Origin of the sequence: Oscillibacter valericigenes, assembly GCF_021531435.1 — a bacterium.
GTDB classification, from domain to species: domain Bacteria; phylum Bacillota; class Clostridia; order Oscillospirales; family Oscillospiraceae; genus Oscillibacter; species Oscillibacter valericigenes_B.
In genome coordinates this window covers 14,706-41,123 of record NZ_JAFBIS010000012.1, presented here as the reverse complement: position 1 = coordinate 41,123, position 26,418 = coordinate 14,706, and the positions used below count along the sequence as shown (strand labels likewise).

Genomic DNA, 26,418 nt, shown 5'->3' with positions numbered 1-26,418 from the left:
TTCTTTTAATTCAGGAAATCTTTCAGCTTTTTGCTCCGGCTGGGATGCCGCAGTTTTCTCAGGGCCTTGGCCTCAATCTGGCGGATACGCTCCCGGGTGACGTTGAACTCCTTGCCCACTTCCTCCAGGGTGCGGGTGCGGCCGTCCTCGATGCCGAAGCGCAGCTTCAGCACCTTTTCCTCCCGGGGGGTCAGAGTGGAGAGCACGTCCATCAGCTGCTCCTTCAGCAGGGTGAAGCTGGCGGCCTCGCTGGGCTCGCTGGCGCCCTCGTCGGGGATGAAGTCGCCCAGGTGGGAGTCCTCTTCCTCGCCGATGGGCGTCTCCAGAGAGACAGGTTCCTGGGCGATCTTCAGGATCTCCCGCACCTTCTCCACAGGCATGTTCATCTCGGCGGCGATCTCGTTAGGAGAGGGATCGTGGCCCAGCTCCTGAAGGAGCTGGCGGCTGACCCGGATGACCTTGTTGATGGTTTCCACCATGTGGACGGGGATGCGGATGGTGCGGGCTTGGTCGGCGATGGCGCGGGTGATGGCCTGGCGGATCCACCAGGTAGCGTAGGTGGAGAACTTGTAGCCCTTGGTGTAGTCGAATTTCTCCACGGCTTTGATGAGGCCCAGGTTGCCCTCCTGGATCAGGTCCAGGAACAGCATGCCCCGGCCCACATACCGCTTGGCGATGGAGACCACCAGACGGAGGTTGGCCTCCGCCAGCTTCTGCTTGGCCTTTTCACCGGCCTTGTGGCCTTTCTCCCAGGCGGCGATCTCCTCGTCGGTGGCGGTGACGGGCTCACCCGCCTCCCGCTGGCGCTTCACTTCCGCCAGACGGCGGTCGGCCTCGTTGCCGGCGGACATGGCCTGGGCCAGCTCCACTTCCTCGTCGGGAGAGAGCAGGGGCACCTTGCCGATCTCCTTCAGGTACATGCGGACGGGATCGTCGATGGAGAAGTTGTTGACCAGGGTATTAGGGTCTACCAGCTCCTCTTCCTCCACGTCCGCGATCTCCTCGTCGGCGGGCTCATCATCCGGCAGCTCCGGCAGCAGGTCGTCGTCGGTGCTGATGTCGATGTTCAGAGCTTCCAGAGAGTCATAGAGCTGGTCCATCTGCTCGCTCTCCAGATTCAGGTCGTCCACGGCCTCCATCAGCTCCGCGGAATCCAGCTTGCCCTTTTTCTTGCCCTTGGCCAGCAGCTCCCGCAGCTTTTCCTGGTTGATGAGCCAGCTGGCCGCGGGGAGGGCGGCGACCTGCTTGTCATCCAGGCGGACGATGCCGGCCTTCTTAGCCTCTTCGTCGGTCATGATATGGGGCGCTTCCTCCTCAGAGGGCGCGGCGCCGCGCTTGCCGGACTTCTTTTTGCTCGCCGGCTTCCCGGTCTCCTCCGCCGCGTCAGCGGCGGCCAGGAGCGCGTCTGCCTGCTGCTCCAGCTCCTCGGGAGTCAGTTCCTTCTTTTTAGTCATGCTGCTTTCCTCCAGTACCCTTTTTGTCCTTGTATTTTTCTGTCGCGGCCAGAAGCGGGTCGATGTCCGCCCCGCCGGCGCGTTTGTCTGCTTCCGTTTGAATGATGCGTATGTAGTCCGCCAGCGCCTGGGACGCGTTCTGCGTGGATTCCGGCTGCTGGAGAATGGCGGAGAGGTGGCTTGCCGCCTCCGGCTCCAACTCGCTGAACAGCGTTGCCGGGGACAGAGTTCGTCCCTCGGACTTCGCCTGCCACATCCGGGCGTAGGCCCTGCCCAGCAGGGGGGAGGAGAACTGATCTTCCCGCAGGGGCGGTTCGTCGGGGAACAGCTCCGGGTCCCGGTACAGCAGCCGCAGGACCCCCTCCTCCGCCCGGGCGGAGCGGATGTTCTCGTACCGCAGGGACCGTTCCTTCGGCTGGAGCTGGGCGGCGGGATTCAGGTCCTTCCGCAATTCCGCCCGCTTTTCCCTTGCCATCCGGCGTTTGAATGCCCGCTGGACCTCTAGCTTCATGGCGTCGGGGCTGATGTGGGCGGTCTCGGCGGCCCGGACGGTGTAGACCTCCCGCTCCACGGCTCCCGGCAGGGAGGCCAGCAGGTCGCTGATCTCCTCGCAGTAGGCCACCCGGGACTCGTCGCTGGTAAAATCATATTTGCCGGTCACCTGGGCCATGCGGAACTCCACGCCGTTCTCGCTGCCATTCAACAGCCGCTCAAAGGCGTCCGCTCCCTGGAACTTGATGAAATCGTCGGCGTCCTGCTTCACCAGCTCGCCGTCCGCCGTCCTGCGGCGGGGGAGCTGGAGGACTTTCACGGAAAATTCCGAGCCGTTTAAAATCTGCAGCGCCCGCTCCGTGGCGATCTTGCCGGCGTTGTCGTTGTCGTAGCACAGCACCAGCTCTTTTGTGAACCGGGAGAGGAGCCGGGTCTGCTCCACCGTCAGCGCCGTCCCCATGGAGGCTACCGCGTTGTCGAAGCCCGCCTGGTGCAGCGTTACGATGTCCAGGTTGCCCTCGCAGAGGATGATGTTGGGCCGCTTTGTTTTTTTCGCCAGGTTCAGGCCATACAGCACCCGGCGCTTGGAGTACACCGGAGTCTCCGAGGAGTTCATATACTTGGGTTCGGACTTGTCCAGCACCCGGCTCCCGAAGGCCACCACGTCGCCCCGGGTGTCGATGACCGGGAGCATGAGGCGGTTGCGGAATTTGTCGTACAGGCCGCCGTTTTTGTTCTGGACCACCAGACCCGCCTGCAGCAGCTCGGCTTTGGTGTAGCCCTTTTTCGTCATGGCGGTCAACAGCACGTCCCAGGCGTCCAGAGACGCGCCCATGCCGAATTTGACGGCGGTGGACTTTTTGATCTGCCGCTTGTCCAGATATTCCTGGACCGCCCGGCCCTCCGGCTGCTGGAGGAGCTGGTAGTAGAAGCGGGCGGCGTCCCGGTTCAGGTCCAGCAGCCGCTGCCTGCGGCGGCCCGCCTCCCGGTCGCCCTCTTCCTCCGGGACCTCCATCCCGGCCCGCTTTGCCAGGAAGCGTACCGCGTCGGGAAAGGAGAGATTTTCGATGTCCATGATGAAATTCACCACGCCGCCGCCCTTTTTGCAGCCGAAGCAGTAGTAGATCTGCTTGTCCGGGGAGACGGAGAAGGAGCCGGTCTTTTCGCTGTGGAAGGGACACAGGCCGAACAGGTTGCCGCCCTTACGGGTCAGCTGCACATAGCTGCCCACCACATCCACGATATCGCTTCGGGCGGTCAGCTCGTCCAGAAAACTCTGGGGAAACGCCACGGCCTGTCCCTCCTTTCGTTCAGTTTAGCCGGGATGCGCGGTTATCATACCAAAAGACCGCGCGGACACGAAGCCCACGGTAATAAAATATACCCCGTCCATTTTAAAATTCCTCTTTTTTTCGCAATTTTTTTGAAAGCGGTCAAAAATTTTTTCAATGAGCCGGCTTTACAGGCCGGCGGAGAATGGGTACAATGGGGAAAAAACGGAGAGGGAGGGACGGAAAATGCCCATCGGACTGTGGGCGGCGCGGCTGGAGCGGCCCCTGACCGGGGAGGAGACGGAGGGCCTGACAAACCTGCTGCCGCCCGGACGCCGGGAGCGGCTGCTGCGGGTAAAGGACCCGGCCCGGCGGCGGGAGCCGCTGTGCGCGTATCTGCTGCTGCGGCTGGCCCTCCGGGAGGCTTGCGGCTGGGAAGAGCTTCCGGATATTGCCCTTTCTTCCCAGGGAAAGCCCTGCTTTCCGGATGCACTTGGCGTCCATTTCAACCTCAGCCACACCTCCGGCGCGGTGCTGGTGGGTCTGAGTGACCAGCCTATCGGCGTGGACATTGAGCGCATCCGGCCCATGTCGCCCGCGTCTCTGGAGCGGCTGGCGGCGGGCGTGGCGGAGCAGGACTTTTTCCCCTGCTGGGTGCGGCGGGAGGCCCGGGCCAAGCTGGACGGGACTCACATGGGGGCTCTGCTCCGCACCGAAATGCCTCTGCGGGACGGAGAGTTTTATTACCCGCTGGATACGTTTCCCGGCTATGCGGCGGGGATGGCCACCCGGAGCCCGGAGATGCCGGGCCAGGTGCGTCTTATCTCTTTAGACGAGTGGATACAGGAAATGGTTTTGACGTTTTCGCAGGAATAAAAGAACCGGGCGGGAAAATTCCCGCCCGGCTCTTTTTACATAATTTGCAGGTTTAGAAAATGCCTTGCGCCATCATGGCGTCGGCCACCCGCTGGAAGCCCGCGATATTGGCACCGGCCACCAGGTTGTAGCCCAGGCCGTACTTCTCGGCGGCGTCCACGCTCATCTGGTAGATGGTGTTCATGATCTGGTGGAGCTGTTTGTCGACCTCTTCCTCGGTCCACACCAGGCGCTCGCTGTTCTGGGCCATCTCCAGGGCGGAGGTCGCCACGCCGCCGGCGTTGACCGCCTTGGAGGGCGCCACGATCACGCCGGGCTGCTCCATCAGGAACTTCAGGGCGTCGTTGGTGGTGGGCATGTTGGCCACCTCGATGTAATACTTCACACCGTTGGCGGCGATCTGCTTGGCCTGCTCCATATGTACGTCGTTCTGCATGGCGGAGGGCATACAGATGTCCACCTTCACGCCCCAGGGCTTCTCGCCGGGATGGAACTCCACGCCGAACTTGTCGGCATAGTCCTTCACCTTGTTGCGGCCGGAAGAGCGCATCTCCACCAGATAGTCGATCTTCTCCTTGGTGGTCACGCCGTCGGGGTCATAGATGTATCCGTCGGGGCCGGACAGGGTGACGACCTTGGCGCCCAGCTGGGCCGCCTTCTTGCAGATGCCCCAGGTCACGTTGCCGAAGCCCGCGCAGGCGATGGTCTTGCCCGCGATGTCCTCGCCCTCATGCTTCAGGACATTCTCCAGATAATACACCGCGCCGTAGCCGGTAGCCTCGGGGCGGATCAGGGAGCCGCCATAAGAGAAGCCCTTGCCGGTGAGGACACCGTTTTCAAACGCGCCCTTCAGACGGCGGTACTCGCCGTACAGGTAGCCGATCTCCCGGGCGCCCACGCCCATGTCGCCGGCGGGCACGTCCACATCGGGGCCGATGTAGCGGTACAGAGCCTGCATGAAGCTCTGGCAGAAACGCATGATCTCGGAATCGGACTTGCCGGCGGGATCGAAGTCAGAGCCGCCCTTGCCGCCGCCGATAGGCAGGCCGGTGAGGGAGTTCTTGAAGGTCTGCTCAAAGCCCAGGAACTTGATGATGCCGGGATAGACGTTGGGCTGGAACCGCAGGCCGCCCTTGTAGGGGCCGATGGCGCCGTTGAACTGGCAGCGCCAGCCGGTGTTGGTGTGCCAGGTGCCGTCGTCGGCCATCCAGCAGACGCGGAAGGTGAACATCCGCTCCGGCTCCACCATCCGGTTCAGCAGGTCAACTTTTTCATATTCGGGGTGCTGGTCGATGACGGGCTCCAGAGAGGTCAGGACCTCCTCCACAGTCTGGACGAATTCAGGCTCATTGGCGTGCTTGGTTTTCACATTCTCGATCACACTGGCCAGATACGCGTTCATCAGGCTTCCTCCTTGTAATCTGAAATTGTTTAATGTGTTAAAATCCTGCTGGGTTTTCTAATTTCAGTTTAGCATTTCTGCACGAAGGAAACAAGGCAAATTTTTTCGAATGCTGGCAAATACTTTTTCTGATGGCACAGAAAAAGGTCAACCTATTTTGTGCAAATCGACGGGGAACAGGAAAACGGTACTAGGATACCGAAGATTTTGCGGCGCGGGAATCGGCATGTTTGTTTCTGTACATCATGTCGTCCGCGTCCTCAATGGCTTTCTGGATATGGCAGGTATCAGCGTTATAATAGGCATACCCATAGGCAATATCCGGAATGCGGGGGTCTTCCTTCCGCAGGGCTTCCACGGCGGCCAGAAATTGCCCGTTCAGTTCCTCCAGCTGCTCAAAATGGCTGTCCAGGATCACGCAGAATTCATCGCCGCCGACACGGTAACAGGAGCCGTATTTTCCGTATACGGCCCGTAACTGTTTCCCGATTTCTTTCAGGCACAGGTCGCCGACGGAATGGCCATAGGTGTCATTGACCAGTTTGAAGCGGTTGATGTCGAAAAACAGGATCACAGCCCGGGAGCCGATGTTGCCGAGAGCCGTGTCGTAGCACCTGCGGTTCAGCAGGCAGGTGACCGCGTCCAGCTGGAGCACGATCTTGCAGCAGCGGCTGTACAGCAGCATATTGCCAATGGCAATGCACAAAAAATCGATCCGGATATCCGCGTATATAAATTGGATCCCGACGCCGATGAAGAGCATCAGCAGGGTCAATACCAGCACACCGTCGATGCCGGTCTGGTACTCCTTGCCGCTGCGGATCACGCTGGAAAAACAGAGGATGATCGATAGGATGAACGCCGCGATGTAAATGAAATACAGGCTTTCCCTGTGGTAGATGTTTTGGCTGTCGATCCGGAAGACCCAGTGAAAACGCAGCGAGATGCATTCGAAGACGGCATGGGCGACAGCGGCGGCGATGGCGATTTTGGGCCACTTCAGCACGCCGTAAGCCATCGCCACCGCCACACCGATCGCCGGGGCGCAGCAGAACTCCACCAGCTTGCCGATCTGATGCAGGACGATGAGAGACGGAGCCGCGCCGTTTGTCAGCACGCCGACACACTCGCCCAGCAGCGAACCGGCGATCAGCAGACAGGCCAGAACAGCCCATTTCTTCATTTCTTTTGTGATGAGGCGGTTTGTCAGAATATCGGTGGCTGTGATGAGCAAAAGGAAAAGCGCGGTCAGGACGATGGCTGTGTACAGATTGAACATTTTATGTGACACACCTTTGCGGACAATTTTGAAGCGGCGAACCAAGGTATTTGATTCTTTACGATCCTCATATACCTTATATAATGTTATTGTACCGTATTTTTCCTTCTTTTCAACACAAAGATACGTGGATACGTGAAAATTCAAAAGGCAGGCAATTGACTTTTTCCTGGAAAATTGTATAATATTTTCGGAAAAGTTTTGCCCATAAGCGGATATTTTTGAGGGAGGCACATCGTATGCATACCTATTCCATGGAAATCGCCGGCCTGAAGCGGGAACTGCCCATCTGCAAGGTCACCGACGACCTGTACATCGGCGCGTTCATCTGCTTCGGCGACGCGGAGCTGACCGTGGCCTGCGCCCGGGAGCTTTTGAAGCTGGTCCCCGCCGACAGCTATGACTATCTCTTCACCGCCGAGGCCAAGAGCATTCCCCTGATCCATGAGATGGCCCGTCAGTCCGGCGCGGAGAAGTATTTCATTGCCCGGAAGGGCCCCAAGGTCTACATGCCCGATCCTATCCATGTGGATGACCAGTCCATCACCACCGCCGGCGTACAGAAGCTGTACCTGGGCCGGGATGACGCGGACCTCATCCGGGGCAAGCGCATCCTCATCATGGACGATGTGATCTCCACCGGCGGCTCCCTGCTGGCCATGGAGGCCTTGGTGGCCGCGGCCAGCGGCATCGTGGCGGGCAAGATCGCAGTCCTGGCGGAGGGCGCCGCGCAGCAGCGGGACGACATTAAGTTCCTGGCGCCCCTGCCGGTGTTCAACGCCGACGGAACGGTCAAGGGATAAGTACATCGAAACGGCGCGCGGTCGGCTGACAGCGCGCCGTTTTTGGATTTGTGTGTTGTGAGGGGACTTATGAAGAAAAAATGTGTGTATTGGCTGCCGAAGCTGGGAGTTTTGGCGGCTTTGTCCATGATATTCATGGCGGCTTCGGCGGTACTGCGTATCGTCTGGGCGGCGGGAGAGGCGCTGTCCTCCGCCGTGTTCTGGCTCCAGGTGGTGCTGCCTCTGGCGGCGAATGTCAGCTTTATCGTCATCCTCCTGCGGGACAGCCGTGACCGGCTCTACCGTTCCGCCATCCCCGTGTGGCTGGGGTGCGTGTTTTTCGCCGTGAAAGCGTTGGGCTTTCCGTCCCGGCTCCACACAGTGCTGTGCCTTTGTTTGTACGCCCTGGTGGCGGCTTTGTACACTGCCACGGTGACAGGCCGGGTGCCTACTCAGAAGCTGCTGTGGCCCCTGTTCGGGCTGCCCATGCTGTACCACATTTTTGTGGAGGACACCCAGAAAGTGGGCTGGCCGCTCCACGATTGGCTGCCGGAGCTCAGCGTGCTGTGCTGTATGGCGGCGCTGCTGTGCCTGTCTCTGGCCATGAAGAAGCGCCCGGTGGAGGAGGGGGCTTACGTGAAGCGGTTCGGCGACCGCAACGACGGACGCCGCCTGCGGAGCCTGTCTCCCATCTTTGCGGTGTCGCCGTATATTATGAAGACCCGCAACACCTCCCAGAACTTCATCGAGGATCACATCGAGGTCACGGAGATGGAGCGGTACATCGTGGAAAAGCGGAAGGCGGGACTGAAGAATTTCGGCGTGCTCCATGTCCTGCTGGCGGCTTACGTCCGCACCTGTGCCCGGTATCCGGGGCTGAACCGCTTCATCGCGGGACAGCACATTTTCACCCGGGACCGGGAAATTGAGATCAACATGACCATCAAAAAGGAGATGTCCACGGATTCGCCGGATACCGTCATCAAGGTGACCTTCGACCCTGCCGACACAGCGGACATTGTGTATGGGCGGTTTAACGATAAGGTGCGGGAGGTGAAGGACGCGCCGCTGGACACGGGCTTCGACAAGCTGGCGGGGGCCTTTAACCTGATTCCCGGCCTGCTGCTGAAGTTCTTCGTGTTTCTGCTTCAGGGCATGGATTACTTCGGCCTGCTGCCCCGGTTCCTGACCAAGCTGTCGCCTTTCCATGGCTCCCTGTACATCACCTCCATGGCCTCCCTGGGCATCCCGCCCATCTACCACCACCTGTACGACTTCGGCAACGTGCCGGTGTTCGTTTCCTTCGGCAAAAAACGCCGGGTGTTTGAGACGAAGCGGGACGGCAGCGTGGTGCTGCGGAAGTATATCGACTGTAACTTCGTCACCGACGAGCGCATTGTGGACGGCTTCTACTTCGCCTCCTGCCTGCGGTACCTCCATAACCTGCTCAGCGATCCCTGGCAGCTGGATACGCCGCCGGAGGAGATCATCCGGGACGAAACCTGAAAAAAGGACCGTTCTCCAGCCGGAGAGCGGTCCTTTTTTACATGTCTCATCGAATCAGAACCAGGCCCAGCAGGGCGGAGAATGCGATGACGACGGGGATGCTGACTTTAAATTTCAGCAGGGCTACCAGGGCGGCGGCGCCGATGAACAGGGCGGGCAGGCTGACTCCGCCCGAGGCTGCGGCGTAGTTGGTCATGGAGAGGGAGCACAGAACGGCCAGGATCAGCCCCAGGCAGATGGGCCGGACGCCGGACATGACCTTCTGCATAAAGGAGGAATCCCGGAACTTCTCAAAGGCTGCGGCGGCGACAGCACAGATCAGAAAGGTGGGGGACAGGACGCCCAGACTGGCGGAGATCGCCCCCAGAAAGCCGGCCACCCGGGTGCCGGCGAAGGTAGCGCAGTTCAGGCCCAGGGGACCGGGGGTCATCTCCGCAATGGCCACGATGTCACTTACCTCGGAGAGGGTCATCCAGCCGTGGGAGAGCATCTCATGGTTAATGAGGGGCACCATGCTGAGACCGCCGAAGCTGGTAAAGCCGATCTTGCAGAAGGACCAGAACAGTTCAAGGAGTACCATGGTCGGAACCTCCTTTCCGGTGTTCCCGCCAGAGGCTGAGCAGGAAGCCCAGCAGACCGCCCAGCAGGACGATCGTGATACAGTTCATGCCGAAAAACAGATACAGCACAAAGCCCAACAGCAGGATCACATAGCCGAAGCGGTCCGTCAGGGCGGCTTTCCGCAGGCCCAGTGCTGCGGAGGTGATAATGGGGACCACGGTGGCCCGGACGCCCACCATGGCCCGGCTGACATAGGGGTTGTCCCGTACCTGGGTATAGAACCAGGTGACCGCCGTCAGGATCAGCAGAGGCGGGATGCACATGCCCGTCACACAGGCAATGGCGCCGGGGAAGCCCGCCACGTGATAGCCGAACAAATAGGATACATTGCCGATCATCAGGCCCGGCAGGCTGCGGCCGACGCTGGTGATGTCCAGCAGGTCCTCCTCCGTCAGCCAGCCCCGCTTCTGCACATATTCCTTCTGCATCTGGGCCACGATGGACCAGCCGCCGCCGAAGGTGTAGCAGCCAAATTTGAAAAACTGCCAGAACAGGCCGGGGACCCGGCCCTTCCGGTGCGTGTCTGCTTTTTGTGATGCTTCCATGATGTGCCTTTCAGTGCGTTTTTTTATAGGTGAGGTAGCCTTCCAAAATCAGCGTGGCCGCCACCGCGTCCACCACTTTTTTCCGTTTTTTTGCGTTTTTGCCGCTGTTCATCAGGATCTGGTGGGCGTCGATGGTGGTGCGCCGCTCGTCCCAGAGGACCACGGGCAGGGAAGTGGTTTCCTCCAGCAGCGTCTTCATGGCCTGGGCCTTTTCCGAGCGGGGGCCCCGGGTGCCGTCCATGTTGATAGGGTGGCCCAGCACCAATTCCTCCACGCCGTGCTCCTTCGCCAGGGCGGAAATTTGCTCTGCCACGGCCTCCGGGCGGTAGGCGTTGATGACGGTGGTGAAGCCGGCCAGAAAGCCGGTGGGGTCGGAGATGGCGATGCCGGTGTGGGCGTCGCCGTAGTCGATGGCCATGATGCGCATAGGGCGTCCTCTCTTCCGCTTTTTTGCCCATGATACCACACCCGGAAGCGCCGCGCAAGCGGACGGCGGAAACGGCGAAAATTCCTGGAAATTTTTCAGAAAAACAGTTGACCGGATGTTTGACATGTGGTACAATCACTCTTACCTGTGAAAAAGGGCTTTGTTGTCGTGCGCGTTTTTCGCTTTTCAGCCGCGGCAGCTCAGTACCGAACTATGCAGGGAGGCAGTCGGTATCTCCGGCCTTGCCGGGAATGATACCAATAATAAGGAGGTGCCGTTAGATGCGCGTTAAAGTCACTTTGAGATGCAACGAGTGCAAGCAGAGAAACTACAATACGATGAAGAACAAGAAGAACACCCCGGACAAGCTTGAACTGAACAAGTATTGCCCCTTCTGCAAGAAGCACACCGTCCACACCGAGACCAAGTAAGGATTATCAGAAAGGACGTATGACAATGGCAGAAGAAGCGAAGAAGAAAAAGGATCGCGGCCTTTGGTTCCGCGAGATGAAAAGCGAATTGAAGAAGGTCGTCTGGCCCAACAAGGAGACTGTGGCGAAGAACACCGGCACCGTGCTCCTGTGCTCCGTCGTGATCGGCGCTTTCATCTGGATCTTCGACTTTGTGGCGGTCTCCGCCGTGCAGATGATCCTGAACGTGTTCGGCGCGTAAGGAGTAGAAGATATGTCAGACAGCGCGAAGTGGTATGTGATCCATACCTATTCCGGCTACGAAAACGCCGTTAAGACCAGCATTGAGAAGTTCGTTGCCAGCCGCAACATGGAGGATATGATCCTGCGGATGGAGATCCCCATGGAGACGGTCACCGAGGTCACGGACTCCGGCGCCACGAAAGAGGTGGAGCGGAAGGTGTTCCCCGGCTACGTGCTCATCAAGATGGTCATGACGGATGATACCTGGCATCTGGTGCGGAATGTCCGCGGCGTCACCGGCTTTGTTGGCTCCGCCAACAAGCCCATCCCCCTGACGGAGGAAGAGGTGCTTGCTATGGGCATGGAAAAGCACGAGATCGTGGTCAGGTACAATGTGGGCGACCACGTGAAGATCGTGGACGGCCCTCTGGCCAGCTTCACCGGCATCGTCGAGGAGATCGAACCCGAGAAGAACCGCGTCAGCGTCATGGTCTCCATGTTCGGCCGCGAGACCCCGGTGGACCTGGAATTGGACCAAGTCGAGGTCCAGAACTGAAAAAAGCATCCGTTGGATGCAGGTGGGAGGGGCTGAAAAGCCCCGCCAAGGACGGACTCCTGGAAGTCCGCTACCACATTTATAATTTAGGAGGTGCTACTCCGTGGCACAGAAAATTACTGGTTATGTGAAACTGCAGATCCCCGCAGGCAAGGCAACTCCCGCTCCCCCCGTTGGCCCCGCTCTGGGCCAGCACGGCGTCAATATCGCCGCTTTCACCAAGGAGTTCAACGAGCGCACGAAGAACGACATGGGCATGATCATCCCCGTCGTCATTACCGTGTATGCCGACCGTTCCTTCTCCTTCATCACCAAGACTCCCCCCGCGGCTGTCCTGATCAAGAAGGAGTGCAACATCGAGTCCGGTTCCGGCGTCCCCAACAAGACCAAGGTGGCCACCATTTCCAAGGCTTCCATCCAGAAGATCGCTGAGATCAAGATGAAGGACCTGAATGCCGCCAGCCTGGAAGCCGCCATGAGCATGATTGCCGGTACCGCCCGCTCCATGGGCGTTGTCGTCGGCGACTGACATTCATAACAATCAGCCGAGCGGCTGACAAGGCCGCTCCATACAGTGGGAGGAACTCAGAGTCCGAAGAACCACTATGAGGAGGAAGTAACATTGTTTAGAGGCAAGAAATATCAGGAAAGTGCCAAGCAGATCGACAAGAACACTCTGTACGAGGCTGCTGATGGCATGGCTCTCATCTGCAAGACCGCCAGCGCCAAGTTCGACGAGACCGTCGAGCTGCATGTAAAGCTGGGCGTTGACTCCCGTCACGCCGACCAGCAGGTCCGCGGCGCCATCGTTCTGCCCCACGGCACCGGCAAGACCGTCCGCGTGCTGGTGTTCGCCAAGGGCGACAAGGCCGACGCTGCCCGTGAGGCCGGCGCCGACTATGTGGGCGATATGGATCTGGTTGAGAAGATCCAGAAGGAAAACTGGTTCGAGTTCGACGTGGTCGTCGCCAGCCCCGACATGATGGGCGTCGTCGGCCGCCTCGGTAAGGTCCTGGGCCCCAAGGGTTTGATGCCCTCTCCCAAGGCCGGTACCGTGACCCCCGATGTTGCCAAGGCCGTGAAGGAAGTCAAGGCCGGTAAGATCGAGTACCGTCTGGACAAGACCAACATCATCCACTGCCCCATCGGTAAAGTCTCCTTCGGCCCCGAGAAGCTGACCGAGAACTACAACGCTCTGATGGGCGCCATCGTGAAGGCCAAGCCCGCCACCGCCAAGGGCCAGTATATCCGCAGCTGCGTGGCTGCTTCCACCATGGGCCCCGGCGTGAAGATGAACACTGCGAAGCTCATCTGAGGAGCTTAAAGGGGGAGCAGGCTCCCCCTTTAGAACCCCCACCACCAGTCTGCGGACTGGTGAACGCCGCCCCCGGCGGCTGGGTCAAGGAATTTTCGGCAGGCGCATGTCCTGCCGAAAATGATTTGATTTGCTTCTTCCGCCTCCGGCGGAAGAACTGGGGGAACCAACGGTTCCCCCTAGCCCCCTTCCTTTGCGGGAATTGGGGGAAAATTGATATTAAAGTATTGACATTGTGTCAATCCTTTAATATAATACCAGATGCGTTCCAAAGACAGCAGGTGAGGGCAACCTCGTAAATCCTGCCGAGGGCGGCAAAGTTGATTTGCTATCCGTCCTTGTGTCTTTGCGGGCACAAGGACGGTTCCTTTTTGAACGCACCTACAATTTCATGGAGGTGAAAACAAGTATGCCTAACGCAAAGGTCCTTTCCGAGAAGCAGGCTATCGTGGCCCAGCTGACTGAAAAGATCCAGAAGGCCACCGCCGGTGTGATCGTGGACTACAAGGGTATCACCGTGGAGGAGGATACCGCGCTGCGTAAGGAGTGCCGCGAGAGCAACGTGGATTACGCTGTTGTCAAGAACACCCTGCTGCGCTTCGCTTTCAACAACACCGGCCTGAGCGACCTGGACGATCTGCTGAACGGCACCACTTCTCTGGCTCTGTGCGATGATCCCGTGGCTCCCGCCCGTGTCATGGCCAACTACGCTAAGAAGCTGGACGGCAAGTTTGAGATCAAGGGCGGTTTCATGGACGGTAAGCCCGTGGATCTGGCCACCATCCAGTCTCTGGCTTCTATCCCCGCTCTGCCCGTCCTGCAGGCGCAGGTCCTGGGCACTATGCTGGCTCCCATCACCGGCCTGGCTGTCGTCCTGAAGCAGATCGCCGAGAAGAACGGCGCTCCCGCCGAGGAGTCCGCTCCCGCCGCCGAATAATCGGCACAAATAATTTTAAAAATTTACTTTTAGGAGGCTAATACAATGTCTGAGAAAGTTACCGCTATGATCGAAGAGATCAAGGGTCTGACCGTTCTGGAGCTGTCTGAGCTGGTTCACGCTCTGGAGGAAGAGTTTGGCGTTTCCGCCGCCGCTATGGCTGCTCCCGCTGCCGCTGCTGCTCCCGCTGCTGAGGAGAAGACCGAGTTTGACGTGGTCCTGACCGGCTTTGACGCCGCTGCCAAGATCAAGGTCATCAAGGCTGTCCGTGAGATCACCGGCCAGGGCCTGGCCGAGGCCAAGGCTACCGTCGAGGGTGCTCCTTCCACTCTGAAGGAGGGCGCTTCCAAGGACGACGCCGAGGCTCTGAAGAAGCAGCTGGAAGAGGCTGGCGCCAAGGTCGAGCTGAAGTAATTTTACTTCATCCGCATATGACGATCAAAGGACCCGTGGCATTGCCGCGGGTCCTTTCCTTTGGCGAAGGGCTTCGGAGAACTGGAGAAATCATTGTATTTTGACGAAAATGCGCTATAATATGAGGTAATTTTACTGTGAATGGGAGAAGGAAATGGGCGGGCGCTGGCTTAAAAATACAGGCAGATATGCCTGACCTCCATCTAACACGCTTGCTCTTTCCCCCAAAAGCGTTGGAGAGTGTTTACCGGATGAAAGAGGGCTCTGCACATGGAAAATGAACAAAATATTGGACTGTCGCTGTTGAAAAAGGGGCAAAAGGGATTCTTTCATGCTGTTTTCAGCCGGATGGGATTGATTTTGCTGCTGCTGGCGGTCCACATTTTTTTGCTGATCTGTGTTTTTATCTGGTTCGGAAATTTCCTGCCGCATATTATGGGCGGAACGGTGATCTTCATGGCCGCCATGGTGATCTATCTTCTGAACAGCCGGATGGACCCGTCGGCAAAGATCACATGGCTGGTCGTGGTGATGCTGCTGCCGGTATTTGGTGCGCTGCTGTTCTGGTTCACCCAGAGTGACATCGGACATCGGGCCTTGAAGAAGCGATTGAACCAATTGCTCACGCAGACGCGGGAGAGCATCCCGCAGTCGGAAGAGACTGTGGAAAGGCTTTCAGAGGAGGAACCCGGCGCGGCGGCACTGGCCCAGTATATTCACCGTACCGGGTGCTACCCGGTATACGACCGGACCGCCGTGACCTATTTTCCGCTGGGTGAGGAGAAATGGGCTGAGATGCTGCGTCAGCTGGAGCAGGCGGAGCACTTTATATTCCTGGAATATTTCATCGTGGACGAAGGGCTGATGTGGGGCAAGGTTCTGGAGATCCTGGCCCGGAAGGCCAGGGAGGGCGTCGATGTCCGGGTGATGTACGACGGCACCTGCGAGTTTTCCACACTGCCCCATGATTACCCGAAGCGCCTGAAAGCGTTGGGCATCCAGTGCAAGGCGTTTTCCCCGGTGACGCCGTTCCTCTCCACCCACTATAACTACCGGGACCACCGGAAGATTTTGGTGATCGACGGACACACGGCCTTCACCGGCGGCGTGAATCTGGCGGATGAGTACATCAATCACATTGAAAAATACGGCCACTGGAAGGATACTGCCGTCATGCTGAAAGGGGAGGCCGTTCGGAGCTTTACCTTGATGTTTTTACAGATGTGGAGCATTGATGAAAAGCAACCGGAGTTTGACTGCTTCCTGGCGTATCCGACCCATGCGCCGCAGGATGCCGCGGGGTATGTGATCCCCTACGGGGATTGCCCGCTGGACCAGGACAAGGTGGGGGAGCGGGTGTACATGGACATCCTCAACCGTGCCCGGAAGTACGTCCACATCATGTCCCCGTATCTGATTTTGGACGGAGAGATGGAGACTGCTTTGAAATTCGCGGCGGAGCGGGGCGTGGATGTGACGCTGATTTTGCCGGGTATTCCGGACAAGTCCGCGCCCTATGCCCTGGCGATGACACACTATGCCTCACTCCTGGATTCCGGCGTGAAAATTTACGAGTACACGCCGGGCTTCATCCACGCCAAGGTATTTGTCAGTGACGACCGGGAGGCGGTGGTGGGCACTATCAATCTGGATTACCGCAGCCTTTACCACCATTTTGAGTGTGCCGCATACCTGTGCAAGGTGCCCTGTATTCCGCAGATCGAGACGGATTTTCAGGAGACTTTGCAGAAGTGCCGCCGGGTTACCCCTCAAACGATGCGGGAGGAAAAACTGAGCCGAAAGCTGATGGGCGTTTGTCTCAAGGCGATCGCGCCGCTGATGTGAGCAAACAAAAAGAGGACCGAAAGGTCCTCTTTTTTGCTTGGTTTACATAAACATACAGAGCAGGATCGGCAGGAAGATGGCCGGGACCAGGTTCATGACCTTGATCTTTGTCAGGTCCAGCATGTTCAATCCCAGGCCCACGATCAGCAGAGAGCCCACGCAGGTCATTTCCGCGATGACCGCGTCTCCCAGGAGAGGGGAGAGGAAAGAGGCCGCCAGGGCGATGACGCCCTGGTACAGGAACACCGCCACGGCGGAGAAGGCCACGCCGATGCCAAGAGACGCGGAAAAGACCACGGAGCTGATACCGTCCAGCAGAGACTTGGCAAAGAGGGTGGAGTGGTCTCCGGTAAGGCCGTCCTGCAAAGCGCCCACGATGGCCATGGCGCCCACGCAGAACAGCAGGCTGGCGGTGACGAAGCCGTCGGCAATGGAGGGGGCACCGTCGTCATGCTTTACCAGCCGCTCTGTTTTTTTCTGGACCCAGTCGCCCAGGTGATGCATCCGTTTGTCCAGGTCCAGCAGCTCGCCGATGATGGCGCCGATGACCATGGACAGAATGGTGATGAGGCTGTTCTGGCCCTTCAGACTGCCGCTGATGCCCAGGAACAGCACGCACAGGGCCACGCCCTGCATGATGATGGTTTGGAGCCCTTCTCCCAGCGCGGCGCTGTTCGCGGGGAGATAGCGGGAAAAATGCCTGGCCAGCCAGGTCAAAAACAGACCGGCCACGGAGCCGGCCAGAACAGCCAGGGCATTGACAATGGTACCTGTCAGCATATTGGTTCTCTCTCTTTCTTGATGAGCTCCCGCACGACGGCACTGCCCAGCAGCAGTCCGGCGGTGGCGGGGACCCAGGGATTACTGGCCGGGACGCTGCGACGTCCCGGCGGGGGCGCTTCCATCTGGATCGTGGGGGCGGGCTCCTCCGGGCTGAAAACGACGGCTTGGTGCTGAATGCCTCGGTTCCGCAGTTCCTTCCGCATGACCCGCGCCAGGGGACAGCCATAGGTCTCGGAGATGTCCGCCAGCCGGAGCTGGGTGGGGTCCAGCTTGTTGCCGGTGCCCAGGGCCATGATGAGGGGGATGCCCAGCCGCCGGGCGGTTTCTGCCAGGTCCAGCTTGCAGCTGACCAAGTCAATAGCGTCTACAATATAGTCGTAGCGGCAGCCCTCGGGGAAAAACAGGTCCCGGTGGGCGGCGTCGTAGGTGGCCTGCATGGGGTGCAGGACGGCGGCCGGGTTGATGTCCCGGATCCGGGCGGCCACGGCTTCCGCCTTGGGCTGGCCCACCGTGGAGGTCAACGCCTCCAGCTGGCGGTTGATATTGGTGACGGAGACGGTATCGCTGTCCACCAGTGTCAGCTCTCCCACGCCGGAGCGGGCCAGACATTCGGCGGTGTAGCTGCCCACACCGCCCAGGCCGAACAGGATCACATGACTTTTTGCAAGACGCTGCTGGGCTTCCCATCCCCAGAGCATCTCATTGCGGAGAAAACGCTCGTCCATAAAAACCTCCGAAAAAGGGCCGGCTTTGATCGATCAAAGCCGGCCCTTTTGGGTACTGTTCAGATCAGCCGACGTACTTCATGCCGGAGTCGTTCTTTTCAATCGAAACATCGGCGGTCAGGGCGGTGACCCACTCGGCGTAGTCCTCATTCTTCAGCGTGTCAGACACCTGAGCCTGCCAGCGGGGCAGGTCCTCGCCCACGAAGTACATGACATGGTAACCGTAGGTGGTTTCCACGACAGCTGTGTCGCCGGGCTGACGGGAGGCGTCAAAGCACCAGTCGTTGAAGGCGGTGACCATCTGGCCCTGATAGACCTGGGTATAGAGGCCGCCGTCGTACTTGGAGCCGTCGGAGGAGTTCTCCATGGCCAGAGCAGCGAAGGAGTCCTCGGTGGCCTCGCCAGCCTGCCACTGGGCCAGGATGTCCTCGGCCTTGGCCTTGGCGTCGGCGTTCAGCTGGGCCTGCTCATCCTCATAGCCCTCGTCACCCTCGGACAGCTCACCGGCGGCGGGCTGGATCAGGATGTGACGGACGTCGATGGTGGGATACTCGTCCCGGAAGCGCTCATGGAACACGACCACATAGTAGGTGGTGCCGCTCTCCAGAACAGCGCTGTCGCCGGCTTTGCGGGCATCGTCAAACAGCCACTCGGACAGCACATCGCCGGAAGAATAGATGGTGCCGTCGTTGTTGTTGTAGGTGGCCTTCTCATTGGCGTCGGCAAGGGGCTCCAGCTTTTTACCATTCCGGTAGGCGGCCAGCATCTCGTCAGCGGCGTCCTTGGCGGACTGCTTGGCGGCGTCTTTCTCCTCATCGGTGGGGTCCACAGTGTTGCCGTCAGCGTCGGTGGTGCCGGCGGCGGAGCCCAGGATGGTGACGGACTCATAAGCCACCTTGTCGTAGCTGTTGGGGTCGGCGCTATAAGCGGCCGTCAGCGCAGCGTTGTCATAGGTCAGGCTGTCGTCATAGGCGCTGGTGTAAGCGTCATACTTCAGGGCCCGGTACATCTGCTCACCGTATACCTTTTCGGTCATTGTGGAGCCGAAGGTGCCGGCCAGATACTGGTCCACAGACACGTTGCTGGCGGCGGCAGAGGCCTTCAAAGAGTCCATGTTGTCCTCGTACTGGGCCTGCACGCCGGCGGGATAGGTGAAGCCCTCCTCATCCGCCTGCTTTAAAGCGGCCTGGACAGCGGCCATCTGATCCAGCGCCTGGTCCACAAAGTAATCGTGCCAGGTCTGTCCGGCTTCGACTCCCAGCATGGAGGCGTCGCTGTCAGTCAGGACCTGATCCTTCAGGTCAGCGTTGGTATTCAGGCTGATGAGGCCGTAGGCCATGTAGTAGTAATTGTAGTTGTAGAAATTGCGGTAGGCGTTCTGATAGAAGAAGTTGACCTCGGCCGCGGTGTACTTTTCCCCGTCGATGGTGGCGGCGGTGGCGGAACGCTCAATGATGTTGCTCCGCCAGATCAGGGAGGCCAGGGCCACGATCACGAAAACAACGGCAATGGTGCCGTACAGAATATTGCTGCGCTTTTCCTGCTTGCGCTGCTGCGCCTCACGGGCGGTCTTGGGATCGGGCTGACCGATCTTCTCCTGACGGAGCTGCTTTTCTCTGGATGAGCTCATTTGTATTCAGTCCTCTCAAAATTTCAAATGCTTATGCTGCAATCAACGCACTCTGGTATTATACCGAATAAAGGTGCTTTGTGCAAGTACAAAATCATAGAAGATGTTCCTGAAATGCACCTGAAATGCAAAAAAAGACAGGGCATGCAGCCCCGGAAGAAAAACGTGCCCCGCGGCGGCCGTGTAGACCTCGTTATAACCTGCACCTTTACGGACAGGTGGGTCGCCTCCAGCTTGCTTTACCGCTTCCAACTTCCAGCCGCGGAATGCGGCCGGGAGGCCTGCGAACCACAGGCTGATCCGGCATCCCGTATAACGAAATGTGGGTTAAAAAAAGATCTATCACGCACCCCGCAGGGCGTTGATTTACTTGTGGGAACTTACTCCTCGTCGCTGAACAGGGACTCCATGAACAGGTCGTACACTTCGTCCAGCTCCTCATCCGAGTCCAGAGTGGAGAGGAGGTCCTCGCCGTCTTCATGGATGACTTTCAGGATCACCAGTCCGTTGTCGGGATCGTCCTCCTCGCCTTCGGTCTCAGCGGGGAAAAATGCCTGATACAACTGGCCGTTGTGCTCCAGGGCATCCACAAATTCCAGAACGATCTCTTTGCCTTCGTCATCGGTGACCGTGATAAAGGTGGGGCCGAAATCTTCGCTCATCGGGCTTCCTCCTTCCTGTTGGGTAATGCTATTTTAACCGATGTTTCCGCCGATTGCAAGGGAAGAAGCAGTGAAAAAGATGGAAAGACTGTCCCTTTGATGGGGTATATTTTGCCCTGCGAGAAAAAAATCATACAAAACGGGAACTTTTTTTCGGGAAAAAGCGACATTTTCAATGTTGACAGGAGATGATACAATAATACATATTATGGAGCAATACGGACTTTTGCTCCCGGAGCGATAAAATGTGCGTAAAGCGGGAGCATTTTGCAGCCTGACAGAAGGAGGTACCCCATTGGAACAGAGGAGAAGGCCGGAGCAGAACCGGAGCCGTCAGCCGAAAGCAAAAAAGCGCGGCAGCGTGGCCGGGAAAATTTTCGGCGTGCTGGGCACGCTGCTGCTGATCGGCGTCTGCACGGGAGCGCTGCTATTCGGCATTTTTATGAAGTATGTGAACACCGCGCTGGCGCCATCCCTGGAGGTCAATGCCGAGGACTATACCATGGCGCTGAGCTCTTTCATCTACTATCAGGATCAGGAGACCGGCGAGTGGAAGGAATGGCAGACGGTGTACGGCGAGGAGAACCGCGTTCTGGCGGAGTACAGCGAACTGCCGGAAAACCTGCTGAACGCTGCTGTGGCCATCGAGGACGAGCGGTTTTACCAGCATAACGGCGTGGACTGGAAGCGGACCCTGGGCGCGACGCTGAACTTTTTCACCCATTCCCAGGATACCTTCGGCGGTTCCACCATCACCCAGCAGGTGCTGAAGAATATGACCGGCGACGACGCCGGCACCGTCAACCGCAAGATCCGGGAGATCTTCCGGGCGCTGAAATTTGAGGAGAACAACACCAAGGAAGAGATCCTGACGATGTACCTCAACACGATCTACCTGGGCAAGGGGTGCTACGGCGTCAAAACGGCGGCGGAATACTATTTCGGCAAGGATGTGTCCGAGTTGAGCCTGGCGGAGTGCGCCAGCCTCATCGCCATCACCAATAACCCCTCCCTGTACGGGCCGATGTACGACATCACCTATACCCGGGAGGACGGCACGAAGATCACGCCCCGGGAGCTGAACAAGAAGCGGCAGGAAAATATCCTGACCAAGATGTCCGAGGTGGGGAGGGACGGCAAGGTCGAGGACGGCGCCACGCCCTTCATCACCGAGGAGGAGGCCGAGGCCGCAAAAGCGGAGATCCTCCAGTTCCGGGACGACGGCGCAACCGCCGAAGAGCTGGTGGAAAAGGCCGTGGGCGGCGTCAAGATCAACGACTGGTTCGTGGACCAGGTCATTCTGGACGTGTCTAACGACCTGGCCGAGCAGCTGGGCATTTCCGTCAAGGAAGCCCGTCTGAAGATTTACAACAGCGGCTATCACATTTACACGACGCTGGACCCGGAGATCCAGGCCATCGCGGAGTCCGTCTATGAGGACCGCAGCAACCTGGATGTGACCTCCCGCAGCGGCCAGCAGATCCAGTCCGGTATCACCATCATAGACGTCACCAATGGCAATATCGTGGCGACTGTGGGTAAGATCGGCGAGAAAACCGGCAACCTGGATTGGAGCTTTGCCACCAACAGCAAGCGGCAGCCCGGTTCCTCCATCAAGCCCCTGACCTGCTACGCCCCGGCCATCGACTCCGGCGCCGTCACGCCGGGCACGGTGTTTGACAACTATCCGGTGCAGCTTTTGAATGACAACCCCTGGCCGAAGAACTCTCCCTCCAGGTATACCGGCCTGACCACCGTGACCGAGGGTTTGAAGCGGTCCATCAACACCATTGCTGTGCAGACCCTCCAGGCGGTAGGCATCCTGGAGTCCTATGCGTTCGCCACGGAGAAGCTGAATCTGAGCCTTGTGCCGGACGATATGGGCCTCAGTCCCCTGGGCATGGGCGGCCTGACATATGGCCTGAACACCGTGGAGATGGCGGCGGCTTATGCCAGCTTTGCCAATCAGGGCATCTACAATGAGCCCCGTACCTACCTGCGGGTGACTAAGATCGAAAACGATGGGACGGAGACCGTCGTGCTGGAGAATGAGGGCGAGAGTCATGTCGCCATGAAGGATACCACGGCCTATCTGATGAATCAGATGCTGAAAAACGTGGTCACCGGCGGTACCGGCACTTCCGCCCGGTTCAACGGCATGACCATCGCCGGTAAGACCGGCACCACCAGCGACAACTATGACCGCTACTTCGTGGGCTATACGCCCTATTACGCGGCGGCGGTCTGGACGGGCTATGAGCAGCCGGAGAAGATCAGTTACAGCGGCAACCCCGCCATCACCATGTGGAAAAAGGTGATGCAGCAGGTCCATGAGAACCTTCCCAATAAGGACTTCGAAAAGCCCTCCAGCGGACTTGAGACGGTGGAAATCTGTCTGGACAGCGGTCTGCGGCCGACGGATGCTTGCCGGGCGGATGTCCGGGGCACTAGCCGCATTATGACCGTGACAGTGGCCGCCGGGACGGCGCCTACGGAGGCGTGCAACATCCATGTGTTCCGGGATTACTGCACGGAAGGCAAGTGCCTGGCCACCGAGAGCTGCCCGCCGGAATCTGTGACCCAGGTGGGCGTTCTGGACCATGTCCGGGAGGATTACGGCCCGGAGATCACAGCTGATGACGACCCCTATCTGGTGGCCAATATGGAAAAGGCTTTGGAGCCCACGGCGCCTACGGAGGAAAATCCCGAGGGTACGCCGGGCGGCTGTCCCGTCCACAACGGAATGACCGTCACAGATCCCGAGGACCCCAACATGGGCTGGGACCCGGAGGATCCCAACTATATCCCGCCGGATCCCAATGCGCCCGGTGAGGGCGTGGAGCCTGTGACGCCGCCCGCGGAACCGGCGGAGCCCAGTGAACCGGAACAGCCGGACCCCACTGACCCCAGCGGCGGCTTAGGGGACGCCGGTGGTGACTGGTGGAACGACCTGTGGAACACGGCGCCTTCTGCGTAAAAAACCTATAACAAGACCGCCGGAAGCATTGCTTCCGGCGGTCGTTTTTTAATCGCTCAGTTTTGCGCAGTCGGCGGGGCGGCCGGATAGCATCTCCAGGCCGTGGGAGAGGGCGGGGAGCACCGCCTCCAGATTTTCCTTTGCCGCCTTGGGGGAGCCGGGGAGGTTGATGATGAGGGTCCCCTTCCGGATGCCCGCCTGGGCCCGGGACAGCATGGCCCGGTTTGTCACCTGCATGGAGGCATAGCGCATGGCTTCCGGGATGCCGGGCGTCAGACGCTCACACACTGACAGTGTGGCCTCCGGGGTCACGTCCCGGGGAGCGAAGCCGGTGCCGCCGGTGGTGACAAGCAGCTGGACTTCTCCGCTGTCGGCAATTTGCCGCAGCTTCTCTTCGATTTGATCCTGTTCGTCCGGGACGATGGCGGTGGTGACCACCTCATATCCCGCGTTTTTCAGCATTTCCGCCACCAGCGGGCCGCCCGCGTCAGGGCGTTCGCCCCGGAAGCTGCGGTCGCTGACGGTCAAAACAGCGGCATGATACATCGTATTTTCCTCATTTCAACAGTAAAATGTCTCTCGGTTGGATGGACACCCAGACATGCTTCTTGTCCTCCGCGGCATGCCAGACATCCCGGTCCAGCTCCATCCGCAGAGGCGGCGCGTCCGGAGCGGCACCCTCCGGCCGCAGCAGGACGATGGTGACGAACACGTCCTGAATGACTCGCAGCACGTTGCAGGGGAATGCGCCGGGGGCATTTGCCGCCGCCATGGTGACGTGGTGGGCGCGGATACCGATGCGGCTGATGTCCGCGCTTACCTCCTTGCCGCACTCCAGCGTCAGGCCCCACTCCGGCAAGGACACGGACGTGCCCTGCGGCACCGCGTCGGCGTAGTTCTTGCAGCCGGAAAGCCTTGCGGCGGCCTCCGTCACAGGTTCATGGAAAAGCTCACGCAGGGTAAAGGTCCCCTGGGATTTTCCCTGGTCCAGCACGCAAACCCGGCGGCAGTTGCGGAACACCTCGTTCCGGTCGTGGGAGACCCACAGGATGGTGCCGGGGAATTGTTCCAGCGTCTCCGCCAGCTCTACCTCCAACTGGTATTTCAAGTAGCTGTCCAGGGCCGAAAACGGCTCGTCCAGCAGGATGACCTTTGGCTCTGACGCTAAAATGCGGGCCAGGGCCGTCCGCTGCTGCTGGCCGCCGGAAATCTGGCCGGGGCGCTTGTCCGCCACCTCCTCCAGCCGGAACTGGCGGAGCTTTTCCTCCGTGACGGCCTTCCGCCGCAGCTTGCACCGCACCGCCGCGGCGATGTTCTGCCGCACCGTCATGTTGGGGAACAGGGCGTACTGCTGGAACAGGTAGCCCACGTTTCGCTTTTGAGGTGGCAGATCGATTTTGGCGGCGCTGTCAAACAAGGTAACGCCATCCAGCACGATCTTGCCCTCGTCCGGCGTCAGGATACCGGCGATGCACCGCAGCGTGACGGATTTTCCACAGCCGGAGGCCCCCAGCAGGGCCAGACACTCATTTTCCGCCTCAAACCGGACTTCCAGCTGGAAGTCCCCCATTTTTTTGCGGATGTCCACGGAAAGGGCCATCACCGTCCGCCTCCTTTCCCGGTCTGCCGCTGGCGGGTCTCCAGCAGATTTACCGCCAGCAGGAACACCGCCGAGATAGCGATGTTCACCAGCACCCATTTCAGCGCGCCGATGTCATCATTGGTCCGCCAGAGCTGGTAGACTGTGGTGGAGATGGTGGCTGTGCGGCCCGGGGTGTAGCCCGCGATCATGGAGGTGGCGCCGTACTCGCCCAAAGCCCGGGCGAAGGCCAGGACGGTCCCCGCCAGGATGCCCTGCTTGCACACCGGCATCTGTACCCGCCAGAACACCCAGGTGTTGGACCGGCCCAGGGTCCGGCCCGCGTCTGCCAGATCATGGTCGAAGCTCTCAAAGGCGCCCCGGGCCGTGCGGTACATCAGCGGGAAAGCCACCACCACGGTAGCGAAAATGGCCGACCACCAGGTCATCACCAGCTTGACGCCGAAGGTTTCCAGCACCCAGGCGCCGAGAGGACGCTTAGGCCCCAGCAGGCACAGCAGAAGCCAGCCTACCACGGTAGGCGGCAGCACCAGCGGCAGCGTCAGCACCACATCCAGCACACCCTTCACCAGCCGGGGCAGCTTTGCGATGTAATAGGCGGCAAAGATACCCAGGAAGAAGACAGCAACAGTGGAAATGGCCGCGATGCGCAGCGAGTTATAGAGGGGATACCAGTCCAAGGGAGAACACCTCCTAACAGGGGAAATGGAGGTACGCCGTATCAGCGGCGTACCTCCGCGTCATATGCAGAATTTACACCATGGGAGAGAAGCCCACAGCCTCGAAACAGGCCAGAGCGTCGGGAATGGTCAGATAGTCCAGGAACGCCTGGGCCGCCTCGGGCTGCTCGCCCACATTCAGCACGGCGGCGGGATAGATGACCTGGCCGCACATCTCGGCGGTGGCGCTGTCCACCACGGTCAGACCGGCGGAGAACGCGTCGGTGCCGTAGATGATGCCGCAGTCCACGGCGCCCTCGCTGACCTGGGTGGTGACTTCCTTCACGTTGGAGCCGTAGGTCAGCTTGCCAGCGATGGCCGCCTCATCAATGCCGTAGTAAGTAAAGATTTTCTGGGTGTACTGGCCAACAGGCACGCCGCTGTTGCCGATGGCCAGGGACACGTCATCGTTTGCCAGCAGGTCGGCCAGCTGGTCAAAGCTCTCGATACCGGCGGGATTGCCCTCGGGAACCGCCAGCGTGACCTTGTTTTCCAGAAGGTTCAGCCGGGAGCCCTCCACGATGTAATCCAGGCCGTCGGGGTTCTTCTCGGCGTTGTCCTTTAAAGAGCCGTCCAGGGCGTTGATCTGCTTGGGGGCGGCGGAGATGAACAGGTCGCAGGAGGCGCCTTCCTTGATCTGGGTCAGCAGAGTGCCGGAGGAATCATAGGTAGTGACTACGGTGACTTCGGGGGCTACGGCCTTGTACTGCTCAATGGCAGCGTTCAGGGATTCCTGCATGGAGGCAGCGGCAAACACCGTGATCTCCACCGGCTCGGCGGCGGGCTCCGCAGGTTCCTCCGTTTTGGCGGGTTCTTCGGCTTTGGCAGGCTCCTCCTTGGAGCCGCCGCAAGCGTTCAGGGACAGGGCCAGGCACAGGGCCAGCAGGAGAGACAGGTACTTCTTCATGTTGATATTTCCTTTCTGAATCATACAATATTTATCCATA

27 protein-coding genes, 1 other RNA gene and 1 other annotated feature are annotated in these 26,418 nt (G+C 59.4%); of the genes, 12 read left to right on the top strand and 16 right to left on the bottom strand.

Features of this window, described 5'->3' with window-relative positions:
• Nucleotides 1-5 precede the first annotated feature (5 nt).
• Together rpoD and dnaG are read right to left on the bottom strand one after the other, a co-directional pair.
• Entirely contained in the window at nt 6-1,454 is a 1,449-nt protein-coding gene (gene rpoD, locus JQM68_RS08280) for an RNA polymerase sigma factor RpoD (protein ID WP_235222538.1), read from the bottom strand.
• Complete coding sequence (gene dnaG, locus JQM68_RS08275) at nt 1,447-3,237, bottom strand: DNA primase (RefSeq protein WP_235222537.1); 1,791 nt, start codon at nt 3,235-3,237, stop codon at nt 1,447-1,449. Before dnaG ends, rpoD begins: the two co-directional genes overlap by 8 nt.
• 226 nt (nt 3,238-3,463) lie before the next feature.
• Here dnaG and JQM68_RS08270 point away from each other — a divergent pair, with 226 nt between their 5' ends.
• Nucleotides 3,464-4,093, top strand: a complete 630-nt coding sequence (locus JQM68_RS08270; RefSeq protein WP_235222536.1) for a 4'-phosphopantetheinyl transferase family protein — start codon at nt 3,464-3,466, stop codon at nt 4,091-4,093.
• Nucleotides 4,094-4,145: 52 nt separating this feature from the next.
• Here JQM68_RS08270 and gdhA read toward each other — a convergent pair whose 3' ends face one another.
• Nucleotides 4,146-5,495, bottom strand: a complete 1,350-nt coding sequence (gene gdhA, locus JQM68_RS08265) for an NADP-specific glutamate dehydrogenase (protein WP_235222535.1) — start codon at nt 5,493-5,495, stop codon at nt 4,146-4,148.
• A 190-nt stretch (nt 5,496-5,685) separates the two neighbouring features.
• Nucleotides 5,686-6,774, bottom strand: a complete 1,089-nt coding sequence (locus JQM68_RS08260; RefSeq protein WP_235222534.1) for a GGDEF domain-containing protein — start codon at nt 6,772-6,774, stop codon at nt 5,686-5,688.
• Nucleotides 6,775-7,013: 239 nt separating this feature from the next.
• On the opposite strand from JQM68_RS08260, the gene JQM68_RS08255 reads away from it, so the two are divergent.
• The gene (locus JQM68_RS08255; RefSeq protein WP_235222533.1) at nt 7,014-7,577 is read left to right on the top strand and encodes a phosphoribosyltransferase family protein; all 564 of its coding nucleotides are present in this window, start codon (nt 7,014-7,016) and stop codon (nt 7,575-7,577) included.
• Nucleotides 7,578-7,646: 69 nt separating this feature from the next.
• Nucleotides 7,647-9,062 (top strand): hypothetical protein, encoded by a 1,416-nt coding sequence (locus JQM68_RS08250; RefSeq protein ID WP_235222532.1) that lies wholly within the window; start codon nt 7,647-7,649, stop codon nt 9,060-9,062.
• A gap of 46 nt (nt 9,063-9,108) precedes the next feature.
• Here the strand turns inward: JQM68_RS08250 and JQM68_RS08245 are convergent, their stop codons facing one another.
• From JQM68_RS08245 to ruvX, 3 genes are read right to left on the bottom strand one after another with little or no spacing between them, the layout of a single operon-like run.
• Complete coding sequence (locus JQM68_RS08245) at nt 9,109-9,642, bottom strand: chromate transporter (protein WP_235222531.1); 534 nt, start codon at nt 9,640-9,642, stop codon at nt 9,109-9,111.
• The gene (locus JQM68_RS08240; RefSeq protein WP_235222530.1) at nt 9,629-10,228 is read right to left on the bottom strand and encodes a chromate transporter; all 600 of its coding nucleotides are present in this window, start codon (nt 10,226-10,228) and stop codon (nt 9,629-9,631) included. Before JQM68_RS08240 ends, JQM68_RS08245 begins: the two co-directional genes overlap by 14 nt.
• 10 nt (nt 10,229-10,238) lie before the next feature.
• On the bottom strand, nt 10,239-10,655 hold the full coding sequence (ruvX, locus tag JQM68_RS08235) for a Holliday junction resolvase RuvX (RefSeq protein WP_235222529.1): 417 nt from the start codon (nt 10,653-10,655) through the stop codon (nt 10,239-10,241).
• A 281-nt stretch (nt 10,656-10,936) separates the two neighbouring features.
• Between ruvX and rpmG the strand changes: the two genes are divergently transcribed.
• The 8 genes from rpmG (at nt 10,937) to cls (ending at nt 16,375) form a co-directional block, all read left to right on the top strand.
• The gene (rpmG, locus tag JQM68_RS08230) at nt 10,937-11,086 is read left to right on the top strand and encodes a 50S ribosomal protein L33 (protein WP_235222528.1); all 150 of its coding nucleotides are present in this window, start codon (nt 10,937-10,939) and stop codon (nt 11,084-11,086) included.
• Nucleotides 11,087-11,111: 25 nt separating this feature from the next.
• Complete coding sequence (secE, locus tag JQM68_RS08225; RefSeq protein WP_235222527.1) at nt 11,112-11,327, top strand: preprotein translocase subunit SecE; 216 nt, start codon at nt 11,112-11,114, stop codon at nt 11,325-11,327.
• Nucleotides 11,328-11,339: 12 nt separating this feature from the next.
• Complete coding sequence (gene nusG / locus JQM68_RS08220) at nt 11,340-11,864, top strand: transcription termination/antitermination protein NusG (protein ID WP_235222526.1); 525 nt, start codon at nt 11,340-11,342, stop codon at nt 11,862-11,864.
• A 103-nt stretch (nt 11,865-11,967) separates the two neighbouring features.
• Nucleotides 11,968-12,393 (top strand): 50S ribosomal protein L11, encoded by a 426-nt coding sequence (gene rplK / locus JQM68_RS08215; protein WP_235222525.1) that lies wholly within the window; start codon nt 11,968-11,970, stop codon nt 12,391-12,393.
• Nucleotides 12,394-12,486: 93 nt separating this feature from the next.
• Nucleotides 12,487-13,179 (top strand): 50S ribosomal protein L1, encoded by a 693-nt coding sequence (rplA, locus tag JQM68_RS08210; RefSeq protein ID WP_235222524.1) that lies wholly within the window; start codon nt 12,487-12,489, stop codon nt 13,177-13,179.
• 250 nt (nt 13,180-13,429) lie between these two features.
• Nucleotides 13,430-13,558, top strand: a sequence feature (ribosomal protein L10 leader region).
• A 30-nt stretch (nt 13,559-13,588) separates the two neighbouring features.
• Nucleotides 13,589-14,116, top strand: a complete 528-nt coding sequence (rplJ, locus tag JQM68_RS08205) for a 50S ribosomal protein L10 (protein WP_235222523.1) — start codon at nt 13,589-13,591, stop codon at nt 14,114-14,116.
• 45 nt (nt 14,117-14,161) lie between these two features.
• Complete coding sequence (gene rplL / locus JQM68_RS08200; RefSeq protein ID WP_235222522.1) at nt 14,162-14,530, top strand: 50S ribosomal protein L7/L12; 369 nt, start codon at nt 14,162-14,164, stop codon at nt 14,528-14,530.
• 270 nt (nt 14,531-14,800) lie between these two features.
• Nucleotides 14,801-16,375: a cardiolipin synthase gene (gene cls, locus JQM68_RS08195; RefSeq protein ID WP_235222521.1), complete on the top strand. Its 1,575-nt coding sequence runs from the start codon at nt 14,801-14,803 to the stop codon at nt 16,373-16,375.
• A gap of 42 nt (nt 16,376-16,417) precedes the next feature.
• Here cls and JQM68_RS08190 read toward each other — a convergent pair whose 3' ends face one another.
• From JQM68_RS08190 to JQM68_RS08170, 5 genes are all read right to left on the bottom strand, one after another.
• Nucleotides 16,418-17,152 carry a DUF554 domain-containing protein gene (locus JQM68_RS08190; RefSeq protein ID WP_235222584.1) on the bottom strand — a complete coding sequence of 245 codons (735 nt, stop codon included), beginning with the start codon at nt 17,150-17,152 and terminating at the stop codon, nt 16,418-16,420.
• Nucleotides 17,149-17,883: a tRNA threonylcarbamoyladenosine dehydratase gene (locus JQM68_RS08185; RefSeq protein ID WP_235222520.1), complete on the bottom strand. Its 735-nt coding sequence runs from the start codon at nt 17,881-17,883 to the stop codon at nt 17,149-17,151. Before JQM68_RS08185 ends, JQM68_RS08190 begins: the two co-directional genes overlap by 4 nt.
• Before the next feature lie 64 nt (nt 17,884-17,947).
• A complete protein-coding gene (locus JQM68_RS08180) occupies nt 17,948-19,513 on the bottom strand; it encodes a peptidylprolyl isomerase (protein WP_235222519.1) in 1,566 nt (521 codons plus the stop codon).
• A 163-nt stretch (nt 19,514-19,676) separates the two neighbouring features.
• Nucleotides 19,677-19,876, bottom strand: a non-coding RNA gene (gene ssrS / locus JQM68_RS08175) — 6S RNA.
• Nucleotides 19,877-19,893: 17 nt separating this feature from the next.
• On the bottom strand, nt 19,894-20,175 hold the full coding sequence (locus JQM68_RS08170; protein WP_235222518.1) for a DUF1292 domain-containing protein: 282 nt from the start codon (nt 20,173-20,175) through the stop codon (nt 19,894-19,896).
• Nucleotides 20,176-20,470: 295 nt separating this feature from the next.
• Here JQM68_RS08170 and JQM68_RS08165 point away from each other — a divergent pair, with 295 nt between their 5' ends.
• The gene (locus JQM68_RS08165) at nt 20,471-23,152 is read left to right on the top strand and encodes a transglycosylase domain-containing protein (RefSeq protein ID WP_235222517.1); all 2,682 of its coding nucleotides are present in this window, start codon (nt 20,471-20,473) and stop codon (nt 23,150-23,152) included.
• Nucleotides 23,153-23,200: 48 nt separating this feature from the next.
• On the opposite strand, the gene JQM68_RS08160 is transcribed toward JQM68_RS08165, so the two are convergent.
• The 4 genes from JQM68_RS08160 to modA form a co-directional block, all read right to left on the bottom strand.
• Nucleotides 23,201-23,698 (bottom strand): MogA/MoaB family molybdenum cofactor biosynthesis protein, encoded by a 498-nt coding sequence (locus JQM68_RS08160; RefSeq protein ID WP_235222516.1) that lies wholly within the window; start codon nt 23,696-23,698, stop codon nt 23,201-23,203.
• A gap of 10 nt (nt 23,699-23,708) precedes the next feature.
• Nucleotides 23,709-24,752 carry a sulfate/molybdate ABC transporter ATP-binding protein gene (locus tag JQM68_RS08155; protein WP_235222515.1) on the bottom strand — a complete coding sequence of 348 codons (1,044 nt, stop codon included), beginning with the start codon at nt 24,750-24,752 and terminating at the stop codon, nt 23,709-23,711.
• The gene (gene modB, locus JQM68_RS08150) at nt 24,752-25,432 is read right to left on the bottom strand and encodes a molybdate ABC transporter permease subunit (RefSeq protein ID WP_235222514.1); all 681 of its coding nucleotides are present in this window, start codon (nt 25,430-25,432) and stop codon (nt 24,752-24,754) included. Before modB ends, JQM68_RS08155 begins: the two co-directional genes overlap by 1 nt.
• A 73-nt stretch (nt 25,433-25,505) precedes the next feature.
• Nucleotides 25,506-26,402, bottom strand: coding sequence for a molybdate ABC transporter substrate-binding protein (modA, locus tag JQM68_RS08145; protein WP_235222513.1), 897 nt, complete (start codon nt 26,400-26,402; stop codon nt 25,506-25,508).
• Between the last annotated feature and the right edge of the window lie 16 nt (nt 26,403-26,418).

What these genes read in the sequence shown, in the direction of transcription:
- JQM68_RS08155 (WP_235222515.1), bottom strand. Translation starts at nt 24,752, where the DNA reads ATGGCCCTTTCCGTGGACATCCGCAAAAAAATGGGGGACTTCCAGCTG.
- JQM68_RS08250 (WP_235222532.1), top strand. Translation starts at nt 7,647, where the DNA reads ATGAAGAAAAAATGTGTGTATTGGCTGCCGAAGCTGGGAGTTTTGGCG.
- JQM68_RS08245 (WP_235222531.1), bottom strand. Translation starts at nt 9,642, where the DNA reads ATGGTACTCCTTGAACTGTTCTGGTCCTTCTGCAAGATCGGCTTTACC.
- JQM68_RS08260 (WP_235222534.1), bottom strand. Translation starts at nt 6,774, where the DNA reads ATGTTCAATCTGTACACAGCCATCGTCCTGACCGCGCTTTTCCTTTTG.
- rplL (WP_235222522.1), top strand. Translation starts at nt 14,162, where the DNA reads ATGTCTGAGAAAGTTACCGCTATGATCGAAGAGATCAAGGGTCTGACC.
- secE (WP_235222527.1), top strand. Translation starts at nt 11,112, where the DNA reads ATGGCAGAAGAAGCGAAGAAGAAAAAGGATCGCGGCCTTTGGTTCCGC.
- modA (WP_235222513.1), bottom strand. Translation starts at nt 26,402, where the DNA reads ATGATTCAGAAAGGAAATATCAACATGAAGAAGTACCTGTCTCTCCTG.
- gdhA (WP_235222535.1), bottom strand. Translation starts at nt 5,495, where the DNA reads ATGAACGCGTATCTGGCCAGTGTGATCGAGAATGTGAAAACCAAGCAC.
- JQM68_RS08270 (WP_235222536.1), top strand. Translation starts at nt 3,464, where the DNA reads ATGCCCATCGGACTGTGGGCGGCGCGGCTGGAGCGGCCCCTGACCGGG.
- JQM68_RS08240 (WP_235222530.1), bottom strand. Translation starts at nt 10,228, where the DNA reads ATGGAAGCATCACAAAAAGCAGACACGCACCGGAAGGGCCGGGTCCCC.
- JQM68_RS08160 (WP_235222516.1), bottom strand. Translation starts at nt 23,698, where the DNA reads ATGTATCATGCCGCTGTTTTGACCGTCAGCGACCGCAGCTTCCGGGGC.
- rplJ (WP_235222523.1), top strand. Translation starts at nt 13,589, where the DNA reads ATGCCTAACGCAAAGGTCCTTTCCGAGAAGCAGGCTATCGTGGCCCAG.
- rpmG (WP_235222528.1), top strand. Translation starts at nt 10,937, where the DNA reads ATGCGCGTTAAAGTCACTTTGAGATGCAACGAGTGCAAGCAGAGAAAC.
- JQM68_RS08185 (WP_235222520.1), bottom strand. Translation starts at nt 17,883, where the DNA reads ATGGACGAGCGTTTTCTCCGCAATGAGATGCTCTGGGGATGGGAAGCC.
- JQM68_RS08180 (WP_235222519.1), bottom strand. Translation starts at nt 19,513, where the DNA reads ATGAGCTCATCCAGAGAAAAGCAGCTCCGTCAGGAGAAGATCGGTCAG.
- JQM68_RS08255 (WP_235222533.1), top strand. Translation starts at nt 7,014, where the DNA reads ATGCATACCTATTCCATGGAAATCGCCGGCCTGAAGCGGGAACTGCCC.
- rpoD (WP_235222538.1), bottom strand. Translation starts at nt 1,454, where the DNA reads ATGACTAAAAAGAAGGAACTGACTCCCGAGGAGCTGGAGCAGCAGGCA.
- JQM68_RS08170 (WP_235222518.1), bottom strand. Translation starts at nt 20,175, where the DNA reads ATGAGCGAAGATTTCGGCCCCACCTTTATCACGGTCACCGATGACGAA.
- nusG (WP_235222526.1), top strand. Translation starts at nt 11,340, where the DNA reads ATGTCAGACAGCGCGAAGTGGTATGTGATCCATACCTATTCCGGCTAC.
- cls (WP_235222521.1), top strand. Translation starts at nt 14,801, where the DNA reads ATGGAAAATGAACAAAATATTGGACTGTCGCTGTTGAAAAAGGGGCAA.
- ruvX (WP_235222529.1), bottom strand. Translation starts at nt 10,655, where the DNA reads ATGCGCATCATGGCCATCGACTACGGCGACGCCCACACCGGCATCGCC.